The organism is Roseicyclus sp. (genome assembly GCF_052168335.1).
GTDB lineage: Bacteria > Pseudomonadota > Alphaproteobacteria > Rhodobacterales > Rhodobacteraceae > Roseibacterium.
In genome coordinates this window covers 1-4,903 of sequence record NZ_JBQLZP010000023.1, presented here as the reverse complement: position 1 = coordinate 4,903, position 4,903 = coordinate 1, and the positions used below count along the sequence as shown (strand labels likewise).

Annotated in this window: 4 protein-coding genes; 2 read left to right on the top strand and 2 right to left on the bottom strand. The window is 71.8% G+C overall.

The window, feature by feature from the left end; translation table 11 throughout:
- Together ACTS11_RS00785 and thrS are read right to left on the bottom strand one after the other, a co-directional pair.
- The coding region (locus ACTS11_RS00785; RefSeq protein ID WP_442638451.1) for a zinc-dependent alcohol dehydrogenase family protein at positions 1-936 on the bottom strand (936 nt) is incomplete at its 3' end.
- A gap of 67 nt (positions 937-1,003) precedes the next feature.
- On the bottom strand, positions 1,004-2,950 hold the full coding sequence (gene thrS, locus ACTS11_RS00780) for a threonine--tRNA ligase (RefSeq protein WP_442638450.1): 1,947 nt from the start codon (positions 2,948-2,950) through the stop codon (positions 1,004-1,006).
- Positions 2,951-3,173: 223 nt separating this feature from the next.
- Here thrS and ACTS11_RS00775 point away from each other — a divergent pair, with 223 nt between their 5' ends.
- Positions 3,174-3,923: an alpha/beta hydrolase gene (locus ACTS11_RS00775; RefSeq protein WP_442638449.1), complete on the top strand. Its 750-nt coding sequence runs from the start codon at positions 3,174-3,176 to the stop codon at positions 3,921-3,923.
- On the top strand, positions 3,916-4,903 hold a 988-nt coding region (locus ACTS11_RS00770), incomplete at its 3' end, for a serine aminopeptidase domain-containing protein (RefSeq protein WP_442638448.1). The genes ACTS11_RS00775 and ACTS11_RS00770, both read left to right, overlap by 8 nt.

The window sequence follows — 4,903 nt, the reverse complement described above, 5'->3', positions numbered from 1 at the left end:
GTCGAAGTCGAAGGTCTGCCCGACCACGGGCCGGATCGCGTGCTGCGCGAGCGCGCGGCACAGCGCCTCGAGCGCGTCCCTCGGACCCACGGTCACGGCCCTGAGCGTCAGCTGCCGCGTCAGGATCGCGGGCAGGAACAGCTCGGCCCGGTTGCCGGTCACGTTCCCGATCAGCAGGACCTGCCCGCCCGTCCGCACCACCCGGAGCGAGTCGCCGAGCGTCGCCGCACCGCCGAGCTCGATCACACGGTCGACGCCCTCGGGCGCCCGCGCCCGCACCTCCGCCGCCCAGTCGGGCGTGGCCGAGCGGTCCACCACGTGATCCGCCCCGAGCGCGCGGAGCCGGTCGGCCCGCTCCGCCGAGGAGGTGGTGACCAGCGCCCGCGCGCCGCAGGCCTTCGCGAGCTGGAGCGCCATCAGCGCGACGCCGCCCGAGCCGAGGATGAGAACCGTTTCGCCCGGCCGGAGCGCGGGGCCCGACAGCGCGCTCCACGCCGTCACGCCCGCGCAGGGAAGCGTGGCCGCCTCGGCGTCGGTCAGGTGCTCGGGCACGCGCACCACGCCGCGCGCGGGGAAGACGCGGTGGGTCGCGAGCACGCCGTCGCGCGGCCCGCCGAGGCGCCCGGCCTCGAGGTCCGCGGGCGGCGCGCCGCCCTCCCAGTTCTGGAAGAAGGCGGGCATGACGCGGTCGCCGGGCTTCAGGCCATCCACCTCGGCGCCGGTCTTCAGGACGACGCCCACCCCGTCCGACAGCGGGATCAGGGGCGGCTGCACCCGCCGCCCGTGCTGGCCGCGCAGCACCACGACGTCGCGGAAGTTGAGCGAGGCCGCGCGCATTTCGAGGAGCACGTCGCGCGGGCCGGGGCGGGGGGTCTCGCCCTCGCGGAGCACGAGGTTCTCGTGGCCGAAGCCCTCGGCGAAGGACCAGAAGCGCATCTTCCCCTCCTCTCGCGCGCCGGAAATGCCGGCATTTCCGGCGCGGAAAAGCCGGCTTTTCCGCCCCCTAACGGAGATCGGGCGCCACCGCCTCGGCGGCCAGTTCCGCCACCACCTCGGCCAGCGGCACCACGCGCGTCTGAGCCTCGCCGAGGCGGCGCAGCGTCACCGTGCCGTCCTCGACCTCCTTGCGGCCGACCGCGAGGATCACCGGCACCTTGCCCACCGAATGCTCGCGGACCTTGTAGTTGATCTTCTCGTTGCGGATGTCGGCCTCGGCCCGCAGCCCCGCGCCCCGAAGCGCCTCGACCGCCTGCTGCACGAAGCCGTCCGCCTCCGACACGATCGAGGCCACCACGACCTGGCGCGGCGCGAGCCAGAACGGCAGCTTGCCGGCATAGTTCTCGATCATGATGCCGATGAAGCGCTCGAAGGAGCCCAGGATCGCGCGGTGCAGCATGACCGGGCGGTGCTTCTCCCCGTCCGGGCCGATATAGGTCGCATCCAGCCGCTCGGGCAGGTTGAAGTCCGCCTGGAACGTGCCGCACTGCCACTCCCGCCCGATAGCGTCGGTCAGCTTGAAGTCGAGCTTCGGCCCGTAGAACGCGCCTTCGCCGGGGTCGATCTCGTAGTCGTTGCGCACGCTCAGGATCGCCTTCTCGAGCGCGGCCTCGGCCTTGTCCCAGATCTCGTCCGAGCCCACGCGCACGTCGGGCCGCGTCGAGAGCTTGATGTCGAAGCTCGCGAAGCCCGCGTCCTGGTAGATCCCCGAGAGGAGCTCGATGAAGGCGGCGCATTCGCTCTCGATCTGGTCCTCGGTGCAGAAGATGTGCGCGTCGTCCTGGGTGAAGCCGCGCACGCGCATGAGCCCGTGCAGCGCGCCATGCGCCTCGTAGCGGTGGCACGAGCCGAACTCGGCCAGCCGCAGCGGCAGGTCGCGGTAGGACTTCAGCCCGTGATTGTAGACCTGCACGTGGCAGGGGCAGTTCATCGGCTTCAGCGCGTTGACCCGCTTCTCGTTGGCATGTTCCTCGTCGATCTCGGTGATGAACATGTTCTCGCGGTACTTGTCCCAGTGGCCCGAGGCCTCCCAGAGCTTGCGGTCGACGACCTGCGGCGTCCTGATCTCGCGGTAGCCGGCGCGCGTGAGCTTGCGGCGCATGTAGTCCTCGAGCACCCGGTAGACGGTCCAGCCGTTGGGGTGCCAGAACACCATCCCCGGCGCCTCCTCCTGGAAGTGGAAGAGTTCCATCTCGCGCCCGAGGCGGCGGTGGTCGCGCTTCTCGGCCTCCTCGAGGAAGGTCAGGTAGGCCTTCAGGTCGTCGCGGGTGCGGAAGCCCACGCCGTAGATGCGCTGGAGCATCGGCCGGTTCGAATCGCCGCGCCAGTAGGCGCCCGCGACGCTCATCAGCTTGAAGGCGTCGGCGGGGAGCTGGCCGGTGTGCTGCAGGTGCGGGCCCCGGCAGAGATCCTGCCAATGGCCGTGCCAGTACATGCGGATCGGCTGGTCCTCGGGGATCATGCCGACGAGCTCGACCTTGTAGGGCTCGTTGTTGGCCTCGTAGTAGGCCACCGCGCGGTCGCGGTCCCAGAGCTCGGTCGTGACCGGGTCGCGGCGGTTGATGATCTCGCGCATCTTCGCCTCGATCCGGCCGAGATCCTCGGGCGTGAAGGGCTCCTTCCGGTCGAAGTCGTAGTACCAGCCGTTCTCGATCACCGGGCCGATGGTGACGCGCACGTCGGGCCAGATCTCCTGCACGGCGCGGGCCATGACATGGGCGAGGTCGTGGCGGATAAGCTCGAGGGCCTGCGCGTCGTCCTTCATCGTGTGGATGGCGATGTCCGCGTCGGCCTCGATCGGCCACTGGAGGTCCCAGTGCCGGCCCCCGACCGTGGCGCTGATCGCCTTCCTGGCGAGCGAGGGCGAGATGTCCTCGGCCACCTGTCCGGGCGTCACGCCTGCGGGATAGGAGCGGCTCGCGCCATCGGGAAGGGTGAGGGAGATCTGGGCCATCGGTCGGCCTCCTCGTCGGTTCGGCGCCCACGGAACGCCCGGTTGCGGGTATGTGTCGACCGCTGACATGTCAGGAGGCGCGCCCCGGGTCAAGGCCGGGGTCGGGGCCGCTGTCAAGGTCGTGCGGCGGCGCCCGGCCGGCGGCTGTCGGCCGGTGCCCGTTTCGGGGGATTGCTCCCGCCCGCGCCTTGTCGCAGGGTCCGGCCCCAGACGGGAGAGCGCCATGGACACGCCGAACCACCTCGACACGCCGCAGGGCCGCAGGATCGCCTGGCACCGCTTCTCGGGGCGGGAGCCGGGCGTCGTCTTCCTCGGCGGCCTGCGTTCGGACATGACGGGGACCAAGGCCCTCCACCTCGAGGACTGGGCGCGCCGGACCGGCCGCGCCTTCCTGCGCTTCGACTATTCCGGCCACGGGCAGAGCGGCGGGGACTTCGCCGAGGGCTGCATCGGCGACTGGGCCGAGGATGCCGAGGCCGCCGTCGCCGCCCTGACCGAGGGGCCGGTCGTCCTCGTCGGCTCCTCCATGGGCGGCTGGATCTCGCTCCTCCTCGCGCGGCGCATGGCGGGCAAGGTCGCGGGGCTCGTCACAATCGCCGCCGCCCCGGACTTCACCGAGGACGGGATGTGGTCGGACTGGACCGAGGAGCAGCGCCGGCAGTGCATGGAGGAGGGGCAGGTCGCGCTGCCCTCCGAATACGGCGAGGACATGATCGTGACCCGCCGGATGATCGAGGACGGGCGGACCCACCTCGTCCTCAGGATGCCGCTCGCGCTCGATCTGCCGCTGCGGATGCTCCAGGGCACGGCGGACGCGGATGTGCCGATGTCGGTGGCGCTCCGCCTGCTCGAGCACGTCGAGGGGGACGACATCCGGCTCGAACTGGTGAAGGGCGCGGATCACCGCTTCTCCGAGCCTGCCTGCCTCGACACGATCACCCGCGCCGTCGAGGAGGTGCTCGCCCGTGTCTAGGTTCCCGCGCGTCCTGCTCCGCGTCGTCGTCGCCCTCGTCGCGGTCGTCGCGGGCGTCTTCCTCCTCGGCCCGCGCGAGCCCGCCGCGCGCGGGGCGCAGGCGACCGAGGCCCTGACCGCCGATCCCGCGCTCCTCGCCGCGCGCGAGGCGGGGTTCCCCGACATCGTCCCGGGCGCCGAGGCGCGCGTGGTCTGGGCGGGCGCGCCGGGAGAGGTCACGCGCTGGTCGGTGCTCTACCTCCACGGCTTCTCCGCCAGTTCCGAGGAGATCCGCCCGGTGCCCGACCGCGTGGCCGAGGCGCTCGGCGCGAACCTCGTCTTCAACCGGCTGCCGGGCCACGGACGCAGCGCCGAGGCCATGGGCGCGGCGACCGCGACCGAGTGGATCGACGACACCGACCTCATGCTCGACATCGCGCGGACCGTGGGCGACCGCGTCCTCGTCATCGCGACCTCGACGGGCGGGACGCTCGCGGCCTTCGCCGCGACCGAGCCCGACATGGTTGCGGACGTGGCCGGGATCGTCTTCGTCTCGCCGAACTTCGGGCTCGCCAACCCCGCGGGCCGCATCCTCGAATGGCCCTTCGCGCATGCCTGGACCCGGCTCATCCTCGGGGAGGAGCGCGGCTTCGAGCCGCTGAACGAGGCCCATGGACGCTTCTGGACCGAGCGCTACCCGACCTCCGCGCTGGTGCGGATGGGCGCGCTGGTGCGCGAGACGCGGGCGCGCGACCTCGGCCGCGCCGAGGTGCCCGCGCTCTTTCTCTTCGCCGACGCGGATGGCGTCGTCTCGGCCGCCGGGACCCGCCGCATCGCCGAGACCTGGGGCTTCGAGGAGTGGCAGACCCCGGTGATCGAGGACACCCGCGTCTTCACCCGCTCGCTCGGCGACACCTCCGACGTCGTCACCAAGGAGATGTACAGCTTCGAGGATCGCGGTGGCGAAAGCATCACGCTCCGTCCCGAGAACACCGCCGGGG